This is a genomic window from Pseudomonas sp., from assembly GCF_026224925.1.
Lineage (GTDB): Bacteria > Pseudomonadota > Gammaproteobacteria > Pseudomonadales > Pseudomonadaceae > Aquipseudomonas.
On the sequence record NZ_JAMFRV010000577.1, the window covers coordinates 1 to 15,185 of the forward strand.

Here is a 15,185-nt window from a genome sequence, read left to right on the forward strand (position 1 = left end):
ACGTTGGCTCCTACAGGTCATGCGGCAGCCACCGATACACCTTCTATTTCCACCACTTCCGGGCGTTTCAACAGCGCGTACGAGACGCCGGTCACCAGGCTTCCGGCCACAATGGCCAGCAGGTACAACAGCGCGTGGTTGATGGCGTTGGGGATCAGCAATACGAACAGCCCGCCATGGGGTGCCATGAGTTTGCAGCCGAATAACATCGACAATGCACCCGTCAGCGCCCCACCGGCGATGCTGGCCGGAATCACCCGCAACGGGTCTTTCGCGGCGAACGGAATCGCGCCTTCGGAGATAAAGCACAAGCCCAGCACCAGCGCCGCCTTACCCGCCTCGCGCTCGCTTTGTGCGAACTTGTGCCGCGCAATAAAACTGGCGATGCCCATGCCAATCGGCGGCACCATACCGGCCGCCATCGCCGCTGCCATGGGCGCATAACTTTGCGACGCTAGCAGGCCCACTGAAAACGCATAAGACGCTTTGTTGATCGGCCCACCCAGATCGACGCACATCATCGCGCCAAGCACTACGCCCAGCAAAACCGCGTTGGTGGTGCCCATGCTGTCGAGAAAATGCGTCAGGCCCAGAAGCATCGCCGCCACCGGCGTGCCCACTACATAGATCATCACCAAGCCGGTGAACAAACTGGCCAGCAGCGGAATGATCAGAATCGGTTTAAGTGCTTCCAGGCTGGCGGGTAAACGTGCGTATCGATTGATCGCCCACGCGCTATAGCCCGCAATAAAACCAGCAATGATGCCGCCGATAAAACCCGCACCCAGGGTACTGGCGAGCAAACCACCGATCATCCCCGGCGCGAGGCCCGGACGGTCGGCAATCGAATACGCGATGTACCCGGCGAGCAATGGCACCATCAACTTGAACGCGGTGTCGCCACCGATTTGCATCAGTGCAGCGGCCAGCGTGCCTGGCTCTTTAAAAGCGGTGATCCCGAACACAAAGGACAACGCGATCAATAAGCCGCCCGCCACCACCATGGGCAACATAAACGACACACCGGTCAGCAGGTGTTTATAGACTCCGGTTTTCTCTTTTTTGCGAGGCGCCGCAGGTGCGCCCGGCGACGACTCCACCGCGCCTTCGGCCAAGGCTTTTTTCAGCGTGGCCTCTGCCTGCTTAAGCGCGATGCCGGTACCGCAGCGATAAATCCGCTTTCCGACAAACCGTTCGGTATTAACCTCAATGTCTGCTGCCAATAGCACCACGTCGGCATCGGCGATGGCTTGGGCATTGAGTGGGTTGCGTGCGCCGACTGAGCCCTGAGTTTCAACCTGCAGTTCATAACCAAGACGCTTGGCCGCCTGCGCAATCGCTTCGGCGGCCATAAACGTGTGAGCAACGCCCGTCGGGCAGGCAGTCACCGCCACCAGCCGCGGGTGTGCAGCGCTGGGTGCTGACGACGCTTCCTCGGCAGTCGCGACATGCATCGCGGCTTGCTCCGCAGCAGTGCGCAAAAAACTTTCCACGTCGTGCAGCGCCTGGGCCGGTGTCGACTGGAACAAGCGTTTGCCGATAAAACGGTTCAAATCCAACGGCCCGGTATTGACCACCAGCACCCATTCAGCCGCAGCAATGAGGTCCGGCGACAACTGACTGTCGGGCTGACGCGGATCATGGATCTCGACACTGGTGTGCCAGCCTTGACGCTGCGCGGCGGCTTCCAGCAAGCGCGCGCTGAGAACGCTGCTGATTTTGCCGTTTGGGCAGGCCGTAATAATGGCTAACTTCATTGGTTACAAACCCTCTTATTGTTCTGTAAGGGCGCGCACGTTTACGCCCTTTTCAAGCAGCTTCAGTTGCGCCGCATCACTGATGCCGAAACCGATCTGAGTCACCGCCATCGCCGCAATCGCCGTGGCCGTACGCAAGGTTTGTTGCGCCGAATGGCCGCAAAGCAAGCCATGGACCATGCCCGCCAACAACGAATCCCCCGCCCCCACCGTGCTGGCCACCACCACTTTCGGTGGCAACGCCTGTAGCGCCACACCAGAACTGAACCAATGCACGCCCTCCGAACCTTGGGAAATCACCACGTGCTCGATACCTTGGGCACGCAAACGACTGGCCACCTCGGCCTGCGCCTGAATAGAGATAATGGGGGCGTCTAGCGCTTCGGCCAGCTCTTCGGTGTTGGGTTTGATCAGCCACGGGCTCGCCAACAACGCTGCGCGCAACGCCATTCCGCTGGTATCCAGAGCAACTTTCAGGCCCAAGGCATTAAGCCGCAGCAGCAAGGCTTGCAGCCATTCAGGACTGACACCGCGTGGCAGGCTGCCGGCCACCACCACGGCATCGAAGCCAGGGGCGATGATTTCCAGCCGCGCCATCAGCGCTTGCTGTGCGTCGTCACTGACATAAGGACCGGGGCCGTTCAGGTCGGTAATGCGCCCACTGCTCTCCGCCAATTTAATATTGCTGCGGGTTTCACCTGGCACGCGCACAAACTCATCGACGAATTGCCGATGGGCAAACAGTGTTTCAAACGGCTGCTGATTGTCGATGCCAAGGAACCCAGCCACGGTCAGCTCATGCCCCAGATCGGCCAGCACTTGGGCGACGTTGAGGCCTTTGCCGGCGGCATGACTGAGCATGGCGTTGCTACGGTTGACCTGCCCCACCTGCAGTGGGCCCATTTGCACTGTCAGGTCCAATGCGGGGTTCAGCGTCAGGGTTAAAATTTTCGCCATTACAACGTCTCCAAAAGCCGAGCATCCACAGTCTGGGCCTCAACAAGCGCACGCACTTCACCGGCCGTCCCCAGCGTTAACGCACGTTGCGCCAAGTGTTGCGCATCACTCAGGTTCAACTCACGCACGCAGGCCTTGACCTCGCCGATGCTGCGGGAGGCCACACTCAGTTCGTCTACGCCCAGCCCAACCAACACCGGCACCGCCAGCGGGTCAGCCGCCAACTCACCACACACGCCAACCCATTTTCCGTGGGCATGGGCGGCGCGAACGGTGATGTCGATTAACTGCAAAACAGCCGGGTGTAAACCATCAGCCTGACCGGACAGCGTCGGATGGCCGCGATCAATGGCCAAGGTGTACTGCGTCAGGTCGTTAGTGCCGACGCTGAAGAAATCCACTTCCCGCGCCAATACCGGGGCCAGCAGTGCTGCCGATGGCACTTCAATCATGATCCCGAGTTGCAGGTCCGCGATTGGAATCTCCTCAAGCAAGCGCAGGGTCATGTCCCGCGCCTGACGCCATTCTTCAACGGTGCCGACCATGGGAAACATGATCCGCAGCGGACGATTGTCGGCCGCTCGCAACAAGGCACGAAGTTGGCTTTCCATGATCTGCGGACGCTGTAACGTCAGACGAATCCCGCGCACGCCCAAAAACGGATTTTCTTCCTTGTCGATCGGCCAATACGGCAACGGCTTGTCACCGCCAACGTCAAGGGTGCGCACGACCAATGGCCGTCCGTGGAGCGCATCCAGTACGCGGCGGTATTCGGCTTCTTGGGTGGCTTCATCCGGCGCTTGGGTGTGGGCCATGAAAATCAGTTCAGTGCGCAGCAGGCCGATGCCTTCTGCGCCCTGCTCGACCGCAACGGCAGTACTCGCGCTGTCACCGATATTGGCAAACACCTCGACAGCGTGACCATCACGGGTCAATGCAGGTTCGTGGCGCAACGTGGCTGCGGCATTTAAGCGCTCGGTGCGGGTGTTGTGGTCATGGGTAGCGCGCTGCAAAGTGGCCGCGTCCGGAGCAACGCTCAATCGCCCACGCTGCCCATCAAGCAGTAATAGCGTGCCGGATTTGATCAGCAGCACCGCATCGCCGGCACCTACCAATGCCGGAATCCCCAAGGCTCTGGCGACGATGGCACTGTGGGCCGTTGCGCCGCCACGGGCGGTCAGAATGCCGGCCACGCGCTTTGGATCAAGCCGGGCAACGTCGGACGGGCCGACTTCTTCCATGACCAGAATGTACGGTTGCTCGGGCTCGGTGACCGTTTCAACGCCACACAATTGCGCCAGCACCCGACGGCCGATGTCGCGTAAATCGGCAGCGCGCTCGGCCAGCAACGCGTCATGCAGTTGTTCTTGCTGGCGGGCAGCCGCTTCGATGACACCGATCCAGGCGGCCGGAGCACTGTCGCCGTGATCCAGCCGGGCGCTGACTTCGTCGGTCAGGCCAGGATCATCCAGCAACTCCTGGTGAGTGATGAAAATCTCGCGAATGGCCTTTGCTTCTGCGCGCTGGATCAGCCCTTCAAGGTCCTGACGGACTGCAAACAATGCCAGCTGCAAGCGTTGATGCTCGGCAGCAATGGATTCACCTCTCAAAGGAAAATCAAATGCCTGTGGCACCTGAATGTGCGCCGGGCCGACGGCAATTCCTGGCGCCGCTGCAATGGCCTGGACCACGCTGCCATCGGCAGGCGCTACCAAGCCCGGCGCAATGATCTCCACCACCGCTAACGTGACGGCGGCCGTCGGGGTTTCGTGCCGCAACGTTTCGTGGAGCAGCGCGTCGACTTCTTCGCCCAAGCCTTCTTGTACCGCGGCAATCAACGCAGGCAGCGCCTGCGCCGCAATGCCGGGCTCAACGATAAATTCCAACACTTGCCCACGCCGGGCACCGAGGCTGAGTAACTTGGTCAGGCTTTTGACCGACACCGCGTTTTCGTCACCGTCGACAATCCGCACACGAATCTCGCCCTCAAAGCCTTTCGCCAACTGCGCGAGCGTCTTGGCCGGCCGTGCATGCAAGCCGTGGGCATTGGCCAGCGTCACCTGCTGGCTCGGCCAATCTTCCGGCAGCTCGCCGCCCAGCACCGCCAACACAGCGCGACTGCTGGTGGCGTGACCCAATTCACTGCCTCGCCCCTCAATCAACAGCGCGCATAAACGCTCAAGCAACGCTTGGTGCGCTTCACCCAGGCTGGCGAGGCAGAACAAACCGGTGAGCGGTTTACCGAGAAAACGAATCGGTTTGTCAGGGGTGACAAACGCCAGGCCAGGACGCTTGACCGTTTGTTCGCTGTGCAGCCACCACAGACCATCGCCCAGCGGTAATGCTTCCACCTGCTGCAGCACGGCCGCAAAGCCGTTACTCACGCAGTCAGCCTTACGCAACAGACGCGCGCCGCGCCACACCAGTTCTTCAAAATCATCCGCCGACACGCCGAGGCTAATCAGCTGTGCATCCAATGCCAATTCCTGCGGGGCACCTTGCAGCAGCCCGAGCAACGCTTCAGGGGTTTGCGCCTGACGCAACGCTTCGCCCAGATCGGTTTCGCCCAGCGCGCGGGTCAGTAATTGCAGCAAACGCAGGTGTTCATCGGTTTTTGCGGCTATACCAATGGCTAGATAAACGATCTGCCCGTCGCCCCAATCCACACCGTTGGGGAACTGCAACAAACGCACCCCCGTGGCGAACACTTGATCGCGGGTTTCAGGCGTACCGTGGGGAATAGCGATGCCTTGGCCGAGGAAGGTTGAACCTTGCGTTTCCCGGCTTTGTAGGCCCTGAAGGTAACCTTCTGCGACCAAGCCATCGGTGACCAGTTTGTCGGCCAGCAGTCGCAACGCGGCAGATTTATCCACAGCCGTCTGGCCCATGGATATCTGCTCTACGGTGAGTTCGAGCATGCCATTCTCCTTTTTGTTTTTAGGAACCGCCATTCGCACAAGACCTGTTCAACAAGCGACAGCTTAGGCGAGCCAGAGATATCCATCTGACAGCCTTGAATCGAGTAATACGGCAGAAATATTTTTACAGCTGAATCGTTTAATCTATTGAGAACGGCACGTTACTCGATAATCTGCTGCCGTTGAAGCCCAACCGTCAGATGATGTAGGACGTTTGCGTACGAAACTACGAAATAGCTGAGAGCTTCCAGATCCACAAATGTCACTCTATGAATGAAGCGCCTGAGATTAGAAGTAAGCGGGATGACTCGCGATAGCGGTATTTCAGACACGCCGCAATCCACACAATAAAAAAGGAATACTCGGGTGAAACTCATTGATATTGCTCGTCTGGCCGGTGTTTCTGTCACCACGGCCAGCTACGTCATTAACGGCAAGGCCGAACAACAACGCATCAGCAGCGCGACCGTCGAGCGCGTACGCATGGTGGTTGATCAGCACGGCTTTCGTCCGAATCCTCAAGCTGCCGGGTTGCGCAGCCGCCACACCCGCACGCTTGGTTTTATATTGCCGGATCTTGAAAACCCAAGCTATGCACGCATTGCCAAGCTGTTGGAGCAAGGCGCACGCGCTCACGATTATCAATTATTGATAGCCAGTTCGGACGACTCGCCTGCCAGCGAACTCCAGTTATTGCGCCTATTTCGGGCACGGCGTTGCGACGCGTTGTTCGTCGCCAGTTGCCTGCCTGAAGCTGACGACAGTTACCGTGAACTGCAAAAGGTCGGTCTGCCGATCATTGCCATGGACCGGCAAATGGACCCTGAGCATTTCTGTTCAGTGGTCAGCGACGATCACCAGGCCAGCCTGCAATTGACCCACAGTTTGCTTAAATCAACACCGCGACACATCGCGCTGATCGGCGCTCATCCCGAGCTGATCGTCAGCCAGATGCGCACTGACGGTTTCGAAGAGGCACTTTCGGGTTTCAGCGGCGAAGTGATCATTCAACAGGGCGAGGCGTTCAGCCGTGAGTGCGGCCGGCGTTTGGCCAGTGAACTCGTGGAGCGACTGGGTCAGTTGCCCGATGCATTGATCACCACGTCTTATGTGCTATTGCAGGGTGTTTTTGACGTGCTGCAGAGTCGCGCAACCAATCCCGCGCAGTTGCACCTCGGCACGTTCGGCGATACCCAGTTACTGGATTTTTTGCCACTGCCCGTGAACGCCATGGCGCAACAACATCAGTTGATTGCCGACAAAGCGCTGGCATTGGCGCTGGCAGCGGTAGAGAAAGATGACTATCAACCGGGTGTGCACGCCATTGCACGAACCTTTAAGCAACGCATTCACGAGGCCTGAACGTGGCGCTGATCGACACCCACACCCACCTGGACTTTCCAGACTTTGATGCTGATCGCAGCACGGTGGTGGCGAACTGCCGAGCAGTGGGGGTTGAGCGCGTGGTGGTGCTGGGCGTGTTTCAGGCCAACTGGCAGCGCGTGTGGGATTTAGTACAAAGTGATGCAGGACTGTACGCAGCGCTGGGCATGCATCCGCTGTATCTTGATGACCATCTGCCCGAGCACTTGCGCGAACTGGGTGATTGGCTGACGCGGCTCAAGGGGCATCCTCGGCTGTGCGCAGTGGGTGAGATCGGCTTGGATTACTTTGTCGAAACCCTGGACCGAGAACGCCAACAACAGCTATTCGAGTCGCAGCTGCAACTGGCCGCGGACTTTAATTTGCCTGCGTTGATCCATGTTCGGCGCAGCCACGCAGCGGTCATCGCAACGCTCAAACGCCAGAAACTACAGCGGGGCGGAATTATTCACGCCTTCGCAGGCAGCCGCGAAGAGGCGCGTGAGTACATCAAGCTAGGATTCAAACTCGGCCTTGGCGGCGCGGCCACTTGGCCGCAAGCACTACGGATGCACCGCGTACTCCCCGAGCTGCCATTGGACAGCGTGGTGCTGGAGACAGACGCTCCAGACATGGCCCCTGCCATGTACCCAAACCAGCGCAACAGCCCGGAATACTTGCCCGACATCTGCATGTCTTTGGCGCAGTTGATGGGCATATCGGCGGATGAGCTGGCGGCTGCCAGCACCCGCAACGCGTATGAATTGTTCAACTGGCAATAGGCGGCGCTAAACCCGAAACGCGCTGATCAGTTGCTTCAACTCCACCACTTGTGCTGATAACTGCCGGCTGGCGTGCTCTGTTTGGTTTGCACCGTCCGCCGTGCGCTCGCCGGCGCGATTGATCTCGACGATGTTTCGATCAATGTCATGGGCAACGGCTGTTTGCTGCTCCACCGCCGCCGCGATTTGTTGGTTTTGATCAACAATCATACTGACCGCGCCAAGAATGTTTTCCAGCGCTTGTTGGACCTTCTCCGATTGCCCAACGGTGCCGTTAGCCACCTCATGGCTGACACCCATGGCTTTCACCGCCGCACCCACGCCGCCTTGCAGCTTGGCAATCATCTGCTCGATTTCTTCAGTGGACTGTTGCGTACGCTTGGCAAGCGTCCTGACCTCATCGGCGACCACCGCGAAACCACGCCCCTGCTCGCCCGCTCGTGCCGCCTCGATGGCAGCGTTGAGCGCCAACAAATTGGTTTGTTCGGCAATACTTTTAATCACGTCCAGCACCCGACTGATGGCCGAACTGTCTGAGGCCAACTGATTGATGACCAACACCGATTGGTCAATCTCGCTGGCAAGCCTGGAAATACTGACCTGTTGCGACGCAACCAGTCCACGGCCGCTGACCGTTTCCTGATTCACACTGTGCGCGCTGCTAACAGCCGCAGCGGCACTGCGCGCGACCTCAAGTGCAGTCGCCGACATCTGGTTCATGGCGGTCGCCACCAGTTCGATCTGGTTACGCTGCCCCGCTACCGCCTGGTTGCTGACCGCAGAAACTGACTCAACCTGAGTCGCCTGGCGTTCAACCTCAGCCACGGTCTTGCCCACCCATTCGATCAGGTCATGGATTTTCTTCACCGTGCCGTTGAACACCCGGCCGAGTTCACCCAGCTCGTCGCGACTGTCGGCGATGAAACTGGCGGTCATGTCTCCCGCCGCGACCTTGTCCATCACCGCGCCGAGACGCCGCAACGTCGTTCGAGTCGACGCGTAGAAACCGCAATACAGGTAAACGATCAGTAGAAAAGCCCCAGCCAAGGCCACCACTAATAAAATCGTGTGCAGGCGGTTTTGCACCAACCGCTGCTGTAACTCCTGACTGAGAAACGCCAAGGTCGCGTCATTCAATTGATACGTTTTGGCGATGAGCCCCGTAGCCTGCTGGTAAAACTTCTCCCACGGCGCGTTCAAGCTGTCGGCCGAAACGACCTGTTGCTCGAACAGTTCACTGCTTTGTTTGAGCGTCGCCAGGCTGGCTTGAGCGGGCACGTCCAATGCATTACGCGCCGCCGGACTGCTGGCGAGCGCATCTTGCAGTTTCAAGGCGTAATCGCCCTGTATTCTTTCAAGTTGCTGCAGCAACTCATCGAAGCGGGTGCTGGCCGATGAGTTGATCATGCCCTGTCCCAGTGAGTAGGAGCCCATGGTGCGACCGTCGCTGATGGTTTGAGTGATCAACGGCGTGACGCTGGTGACCAAGTCGGTGAGCTGGCGTATATCGCTGTTGCTGTCCTGACTAAGGCCCGCCTGGCTGACAACGACTTTGCTGAAGGTCTGCGCTTTGTTCAATAACCGCGACACCATGCCGCTTTTGTTTTGCAGCGAAGATTCCGCCTGCTGTGCTTTGAAATCTGTGATCAGTTCATCGCGCTTGGTATTGAACGCGGTGGCCTGACTCGGATTTTCCGCGGGCGCCTGCAGACTTTTCAAGGTCGCCAGCACCGTGGTTTCCAGCGCTGAAATACGGGAGTTCAAGCTTTCGAATTGGCTGGCCTGGCCCAACACCACGTTCATCTCGACTAAGCCGTCGAGCGTCTCCAGGTCGCGCCGCAAATTCAAGCTGGTGCCCACCAACTCAAGGCTTTGCAACTCGATCCGGGTTCCGACGAACTCGCGATAAGAGTCTCGGACCAGATAGAAGTTGGTGATCAACATGGGCAGGAAAAATAGAATGCTGATGAGCGTGAACTTCATTGCGAAGTTCAGACGGTTCATCAACGCGACGGCCGGATACAAAAGACTCTTCACAAGAACGCTCCCTTTTTCTTATTTTTTAGGGGTAATGCGAAGGGTCTGTATACCTGATATCGAAGGGAGGTTTTGTAACTAAAGGTAAACGGGGAGTTATAAGCCCGGCATCGAGGTGCGGCCTTCGCAAGCAAGCTTGCACCCACAGTTTTTTGGATTGCCCCAAATGCGGCTGCATGCCGAGATTCGGTGGGAGCTGTGAATTGCCCTCAAGCATAGAATCTCCCACAGGATCGGGGTCCGTCTAAACCAGCAACGTCCATAGCGCGAACCCGGCGTACCAGACTAGCGCCGAACGCAACAGCAGTTCCCACAGCGAGTCGAGGTTGGCAATACCGTCTGCACCGATCACCGGCGCTGGAATCTCGCTGGCTGCTTGGCCGGTCTTAGTCACTAACTCTGCCGCGCTGATGTTCCAGTTGAGCAGCTCATGCAGCATCACCCGGCCAACCGCGACGAAATTCCCGACCAAAGCAAAACTGGCGGCCAGCAACCGTACCGGCACCCAGTCAAAAGCGTGGTGTAACTGCGCGGCGCGCTCGACCACTGCAGGGTTTTTGCTGTGTATTACGGCCAAGGCCAACAGTCGATAACTTAAGGCGGCCACTGGGCCCAGCAAGAAGTACCAAAAAATGACCGCAAAAAAGCTCTGATAGGCCTGCCACAGTAAATAACGCTGAACATCCTCAAGCAGTTGCGTACCGTCCTCGGCGAGTACGCCCATATCACGCTCGGCAACCAGACTGGCCGCTTCGTTGTCACCCCTGCGCCACGCATCTCGAAAGGGTCCAAGCGCAGCCAATACATCACCGCGTCCCAAACTGTAGATCAGGACCAATACGTGCACGGGCAAACCCAACCAGCCATACGCTACCGATTGCAGCACCACCAACAGCAGCGCCAACACCACCACGGGCAGCAACACTAGAAGCACCAACACCAGCCATGGCCGATTACTCATACGCGGGCTGGCTTCAAGCTTCGTCAACTCCCGCAGCCACGGCCCATCACGTTGAATGCGTTGGCGCAGGGCTGAGAACTTCTCGATCCAGACAGCCAACAGCAACACCAAAAAGCTCATTCACTGTTCCTCACTTCAATGTCCAATGCAGCTCGAAAACGCGCCCAGTCGAAACATGGACCCGGATCTGTCTTACGTCCCGGAGCGACGTCACTATGGCCGCAAATCCGCTGCGTGGTAATGTCTGAATACGTTGACTGCAGCTGTCGGGTCAATTCAATCAAAGCATCGTATTGGGCATCGGTGAAGGGCAAGTCGTCGGTACCCTCCAGCTCGATGCCAATGGAATAGTCGTTACAGGTGTCGCGGCCTTCGAAACTGGAGATGCCCGCGTGCCAGGCACGATCAAGGCAGGACACAAACTGAGTCAGCACGCCGTCGCGCTCGATTAGAAAATGCGCCGACACGCGCAACTCAGCGATGCTTTCAAAATAAGGGTGTTGTGTGACATCCAGTTGGTTCTGAAAGAACGCCTGGACGCAGCCGGTTTTGAATTCGGCAGGAGGCAAACTGATGTTGTGGATCACCAGCAGCGAAATCTCGGCCTCAGGCCGCGCATTGAAGTTGGGCGACGGGCAGTGGTGCGCGCCATGGCACCAACCGCTAGCGGAGTCCAGCTGCATGACGGGTTCCTTGAACGGCGGGTCGATAGCGCAAGTATGCCCGCGACGGGGAATCACCGGGCAGCAATATTTTCCTTACCGGCAAAACAGGATGTTTCATGGCCATATCTGTGAGGTGGATACCGCTGCATCAACAGCAGCGATCAGGCACCGCCCTTGAGTCGGCGCAGATTGCCAATGACAGCTTCCAATGCCCGGTCAAACAACAATGCATCGTCGAGTAAGCGGACAGCGCCGCGACGAAACTCAACGGCGAGGCCCATGCGGGTTTTTTCCAGCACTTTCATCCCGGTGCGGTTAACAAACACATAACGGCCAGTGGGCTCGATAATCGCTGCCAGCTTGCAACGCAATTTGTGGTCCTCGTCCTCTTGTATCTCTACCCAGCAACCGACCCGCAGTTTATCGACTTCAAGCACGGCTTCATCATCGTCGGCCAAGCGCACGCTTTGGTCGCCCAGCGGTTGCTCTCCAGGAGAAATCAGTACGATTTCTTCGACCACAGCGACCATTTCCGCCGTAGACGCAGGCTTTGGCGAATGTTCGCCCCTGTCATCCTGCTGAAGAGCGAAATACTGGAAAGCCTGTACGTGCAGGCCTTCCAATTGACTAAAAAAGTCGCCGGTGGCGAATGGGTCAAAGGCCGCGCTGGTCAGGCCATCGCGCAACGATTTAAGCAAACCGGGTACAAGGTCCAGCAAGCGCTGCCGGGCTTCGGGCTCTTCATGCAGCTCGACACTCCAGATCAAATCGTCCATGGCGCCCAAACCTGCGTGCCACTCGGGCGATTGGTCGCCGTGCTTCAAACAGGTCAACAGCAAGACTTTGCTCCAAGCCTCCTGAAGCAAGCGAACCACTACCTCGGGCAAGGTTTTGCCCAGCAAGCGTCGATTCAACTCTTGTTGCACCCGCTGTCGAGCCAACTCGGCTCTGGCGCGGCCTTCTTCAGCATCGCGAGTGCGCTGTTCAAGCAGCTCGCTACGGCGCCGCTCGTCACCGGTAAAGGCGAGAAAATCCACCAGAAGTTCGGAGAAAATCGCCGGATCGTCGACGAAATCGTTCAGCAGACGCTGCACAATCTGTTCGATGCGCAAGTAAAGCGTATCGCGCTGGTAGTCGTCACGACCGCCCCAACCCAATGCCGCAGAAGCAATTTCGTTAAGCAAACGTCGCGCCGGATGGCTGCCACGGCTGAAGAAGCTCTTGTCCAGTACCGCCACTTTCAGCATCGGTATTTGCAGACGCCCGATCAGCGCTTTAAGCGAATCGGGTAAATTGCGGTCGTCGAGGATGAACTCGAAGAGCATCGCGATCAGGTTGATCACGTCTTCGTCGACACCACACACCACTCGAAACTTGCCACTTTTCATGCTGACCCGGGCCAGCAATTGCTCCAATTGAATTCGCAGGTCGAAGTCATCCTGGGCCGCCTCGGTGGCGGGCACGTATTGCTGCAAATGCGAGAGCAGACGCAACAAGTCATGACTGGAAATCGGTTTCGCTTCAGCGTTGGGCTCGGGTGGCGGTGAGACACTGCGCACGAATAAAAGTAACTCTTGCAGCGCCGCAAACACCTCTTGAACGTCTTTATCGAGCTGCCGATTGGCACTGACCGTCGCCATCGCCTCGGCGGTATCGCCCCCCTGGGTTGAACGCACGCTGGCTGCCGGTCCACGATCAGAAACCCGACGCGCAGGCGCGGCCTTCAGATCGGGCAGCACTCCGCCGGCAATCAACAACTGATTAGCTTCGTCATACAGATGATCGGTATCGATCAGCACGTACTTTTCGAACAACTTGAGAATGATCAGTTTGACCTTGATTTCTACCCCAAGGCTGCGCCCAGCCTGGAGGAAGAAATCACACAGTACGGTCGGCCCCATTGGATTGGAGGCGTCGGTCAGGCGCTGAGGAATAAGGGTGTTCAAGCGAGTGGTCAGTTGCGTCAGGGCGAAACCGTCGCGGCTCAAGACCTTGGAGACCATGGCGTCCACGGCCACGGTTCGCTCCAGATCATCGTTATGCACCAACGCCAGCTTGTCGAACGTCATCGCGGGGGCCATTTCGGGGGCGCTCACCTCGTATTGGCCGAGACGCAGAAAGGCTTCGTAGAACTTGTCGAGAAAACAGCGCTCAATGCTTTTGCGTTTGAGGCGCAAGTCGCGCATGGCCTCAAAGAAAATATTCTGCTCAACATTGTTGTGCGCCCGGTCCGCCATTTCGAACAGCGTGTCGTCCGCGTTATCAAACAGCGCCTGCAACGCTTCTTTTAGCTGTTGCGCAGCTTTATCGCGCACTTGCAGCAAAACGACCGGCAACCGGGCCAGCGGCGAGGACGGAGCCTGCTCTGGGGCGCCCTTGTTCAGCGGAACAACTTTTCCGTCGTTTTGCATCAAGATCCCCACTAGAGAACATCCGCGAACCGTCTACAGACAAGACCCAACGGCCGTATCTGTAAAGTGGCATCTCGAAATTTGATAAGCGCCAAAGTCATGACGTCAATTGACCGACAGAGTATCTGGCAAAAGATATGGGTTATGCCAGTAGTGATTTGGGTCTTTTTTCTCTGCGAACGCAGGATAGACCGTCAATTGTGCTATCCATCGCACGGCCGAGCACAAAACCGACGAACTGCACACGCAGGCTCTGGCTTGAGGTATTGCACGGGTTGGGTTGCCGGAGTGCCGTACCTTATACTTAGGACACTTAGTAAGTGGAGCCCGTAATGCCAAACCTACGCCTTGCCCCCCTGACGGCTGAAATAGAAGCTAACGTACGCCGCGCGTTAATAGAGGACGTGGGCAGTGGCGACATTACCGCCCAACTGATTCCCGCAGAACGTCTGGCCAAGGCCACTATCATCACCCGCGACGACGCGGTAATAAGCGGTTCCGCTTGGGTGGATTCGGTTTTTCGTCAACTGGACCCCCGCGTGGCCGTGCATTGGCAGGTCGCCGACGGTGACCGGGTCAAACCCAATCAACCGCTGTTCCACCTCGAAGGTCCTGCTCGCTCGCTGCTGACCGGCGAACGCAGCGCGCTGAACTTTCTGCAGATGCTGTCGGCCGTTGCCACTCGTGCCCAGTACTACGCCGACAAAGTCGCCAACACCCAAGTCAAACTACTCGACACCCGCAAAACCTTGCCCGGCCTACGCTTGGCACAAAAATACGCCGTCACCTGCGGCGGTTGCCATAACCACCGCATTGGCCTGTTCGACGCGTTTTTAATTAAAGAAAACCACATCGCAGCCTGTGGTGGTATCGCCGAGGCAATCACCGCCGCCCGCAAAATCGCGCCAGGTCAACCGGTTGAAATCGAAGTCGAAAGTCTGGATGAGCTAAATCAGGCGCTGGCGGCGGGTGCCGATATCATCATGCTAGATGAGCTGAGCCTGGATGACATGCGAGAGGCCGTGCGGATTACGGCTGGGAAAGCGAAGCTGGAGGCCAGTGGCGGAATAAATGACACAACGCTGGTGCCGATTGCCGAGACCGGGGTGGATTACATTTCGATTGGCGCATTGACCAAGGATATAAAGGCGGTGGATTTGTCGATGCGATTGAGTTTGTGAGGCTGGGTTAACTCACTGTCGCTATCTCGGTAATTATGAACATCTAATCCTCGAAAACAGCTGATCCATGCTGTGTTGGCTTTCAATATCCTGCTGAGCAGAACGTGCATCCTCTGGCGTACGACCAAGGGCAATGAATACGTCCTGATAATCG

10 protein-coding genes are annotated in these 15,185 nt (G+C 57.7%); 3 read left to right on the top strand and 7 right to left on the bottom strand.

The window, feature by feature from the left end:
• Window positions 1–17 precede the first annotated feature (17 nt).
• Genes M0974_RS24095 through ptsP form a run of 3 tightly spaced genes read right to left on the bottom strand, consistent with a single transcriptional unit; the run spans window position 18 to window position 5,632 of the window.
• The gene (locus tag M0974_RS24095; RefSeq protein WP_297842872.1) at window positions 18–1,757 is read right to left on the bottom strand and encodes a PTS fructose-like transporter subunit IIB; all 1,740 of its coding nucleotides are present in this window, start codon (window positions 1,755–1,757) and stop codon (window positions 18–20) included.
• Between the two features lie 15 nt (window positions 1,758–1,772).
• Complete coding sequence (gene pfkB / locus M0974_RS24100; protein WP_297842876.1) at window positions 1,773–2,714, bottom strand: 1-phosphofructokinase; 942 nt, start codon at window positions 2,712–2,714, stop codon at window positions 1,773–1,775.
• Window positions 2,714–5,632, bottom strand: a complete 2,919-nt coding sequence (ptsP, locus tag M0974_RS24105; protein WP_297842879.1) for a phosphoenolpyruvate--protein phosphotransferase — start codon at window positions 5,630–5,632, stop codon at window positions 2,714–2,716. The genes pfkB and ptsP overlap by 1 nt, the downstream gene beginning before the upstream one ends.
• A gap of 366 nt (window positions 5,633–5,998) precedes the next feature.
• Between ptsP and cra the strand changes: the two genes are divergently transcribed.
• Window positions 5,999–6,994: a catabolite repressor/activator gene (gene cra / locus M0974_RS24110; protein WP_297842882.1), complete on the top strand. Its 996-nt coding sequence runs from the start codon at window positions 5,999–6,001 to the stop codon at window positions 6,992–6,994.
• A gap of 2 nt (window positions 6,995–6,996) precedes the next feature.
• On the top strand, window positions 6,997–7,776 hold the full coding sequence (locus tag M0974_RS24115) for a TatD family hydrolase (protein ID WP_297842885.1): 780 nt from the start codon (window positions 6,997–6,999) through the stop codon (window positions 7,774–7,776).
• Window positions 7,777–7,782: 6 nt separating this feature from the next.
• Here the strand turns inward: M0974_RS24115 and M0974_RS24120 are convergent, their stop codons facing one another.
• From M0974_RS24120 to M0974_RS24135, 4 genes are all read right to left on the bottom strand, one after another.
• On the bottom strand, window positions 7,783–9,813 hold the full coding sequence (locus M0974_RS24120) for a methyl-accepting chemotaxis protein (protein WP_297842887.1): 2,031 nt from the start codon (window positions 9,811–9,813) through the stop codon (window positions 7,783–7,785).
• A gap of 244 nt (window positions 9,814–10,057) precedes the next feature.
• Entirely contained in the window at window positions 10,058–10,894 is an 837-nt protein-coding gene (ampE, locus tag M0974_RS24125) for a regulatory signaling modulator protein AmpE (RefSeq protein ID WP_297842891.1), read from the bottom strand.
• The gene (gene ampD, locus M0974_RS24130; RefSeq protein WP_297842894.1) at window positions 10,891–11,457 is read right to left on the bottom strand and encodes a 1,6-anhydro-N-acetylmuramyl-L-alanine amidase AmpD; all 567 of its coding nucleotides are present in this window, start codon (window positions 11,455–11,457) and stop codon (window positions 10,891–10,893) included. Before ampD ends, ampE begins: the two co-directional genes overlap by 4 nt.
• Window positions 11,458–11,600: 143 nt before the next feature.
• Entirely contained in the window at window positions 11,601–13,850 is a 2,250-nt protein-coding gene (locus tag M0974_RS24135) for a DUF1631 domain-containing protein (protein ID WP_297842898.1), read from the bottom strand.
• A gap of 332 nt (window positions 13,851–14,182) precedes the next feature.
• On the opposite strand from M0974_RS24135, the gene nadC reads away from it, so the two are divergent.
• Entirely contained in the window at window positions 14,183–15,031 is an 849-nt protein-coding gene (nadC, locus tag M0974_RS24140; RefSeq protein WP_297842901.1) for a carboxylating nicotinate-nucleotide diphosphorylase, read from the top strand.
• Window positions 15,032–15,185: the final 154 nt, after the last annotated feature.